We start from the raw sequence: 1,471 nt of genomic DNA, 5'->3' as shown, positions 1-1,471 counted from the left end.
TAAAATGTACCCTATAGAATAGACACTTTGAAAAAAAGTCTGTTCTATAGGGTATTTCTTGTATAATAAGAGAAAAATCGGGATCGGAGAAATTTCAAAATGACAAAAAAGATTTTTACGGAAAAAGAAATTCAAACACTATTAAAGAATCCATATGTAAAAGCTGTGAGTGAAAAGGCTATTACTTACACAGACGAATTTAAGCGTATTTTTATTGAAGAAAATGAAAAAGGAAAATTGCCTAGGGACATCTTTGAAGCATGTGGTTTTGACATAGATATGATTGGAATAAAGCGTATTATTTCATCAGGAAGTAGATGGCGTGGTGCTTATAGAGAGAATGGTGTATTTGGTTTACGTGATACACGCAAAGAAAACTCTGGAAGATCTCTTGAGAGAGAACTTACGTTAGAAGAAAAGTACGCACGTTTGGAAGCTGAACGAAACTTACTAAAGGCTGAAAATGAGCTGTTAAAAAAGATCAAACTTATGGAAGGGAGGATGAAAGGAAACTAACGTTATCACCTAGTCAAAAGTATCTATTAATTCGTTATGTCATCGAAAAATATAACGTAAGAAATATGGTAAGCCACTTGTGTAAAGTAGCTGGCGTTTCACGTTCTGGATACTATAATTATTTCTCTTTACAATCTCAAGAAAAGCGGAAACAAAAGAATGATCAAGATGAGGTGGTAAAAGAAATCATTTTAAAGGCATTGCGATTTAGAAATCGGAATAAAGGGGCTCGTCAAATTAAAATGACATTAGCGGGTCGATTTCAAGTTGTCTACAATTTAAAGCGTATACGTAGAATTATGAAAAAATACGGGATTGTCTGTCCGATTCGTAAGGCGAATCCTTATAAAAGAATGATGAAAGCGACGAAAGAACATCGAGTTGTACCCAATCTATTAAATCGAGAATTCAAACAAAATCTTCCTGGAAAGGCGCTTCTAACAGATATTACTTATTTAGTTTACGGTAAGAATAAGAGGGCTTATTTGTCTACAATTCAAGACGGATCCACGAATGAAATCTTAGCTTATCATGTTTCAGAACGGCTTACGTTAGATATAGCTACTAATACTCTGCTTAAACTAAAGAAGAATAGACGAATCAAATTAGCTGAAGGTGCATTTATCCATTCAGATCAAGGAGTTCATTACACAAGTCCTACCTATCAAAAATTAGTCAAGAAATGTAAGCTAGGACAATCTATGTCGAGAAGAGGAAACTGTTGGGATAACGCCCCACAAGAATCGTTTTTTGGTCATCTCAAAGATGAAGCATCTATAAAACCCTGTGAGTCTTTTACACAATTAAAACATGAAATTAAGAGCTATATGACGTATTACAATCATTATAGATATCAATGGAATTTAAAGAAGATGACCCCTGTTGAATACAGAAATCATCTTCTTGATGTTGCATAACTTTTTTTCAAAATGTCCTTTACAAAGGGTACAGATTA

1 protein-coding gene is annotated in these 1,471 nt (G+C 33.8%); it reads left to right on the top strand.

Annotation, left to right across the window (positions count from 1 at the left end):
- Window positions 1-99 precede the first annotated feature (99 nt).
- A protein-coding gene (locus V7183_RS21465; RefSeq protein WP_097963322.1) for an IS3 family transposase occupies window positions 100-1,433 on the top strand; the annotation gives its coding sequence in 2 pieces (ribosomal slippage) (window positions 100-483 and window positions 486-1,433; 1,332 coding nt in all).
- The last annotated feature ends 38 nt before the right edge of the window (window positions 1,434-1,471 follow it).

The organism is Bacillus sp. JJ1127 (genome assembly GCF_036965845.1).
GTDB lineage: Bacteria > Bacillota > Bacilli > Bacillales > Bacillaceae_G > Bacillus_A.
Note: the sequence above shows the minus strand (reverse complement) of the source record. Positions and strands in the feature narration are given on the sequence as shown.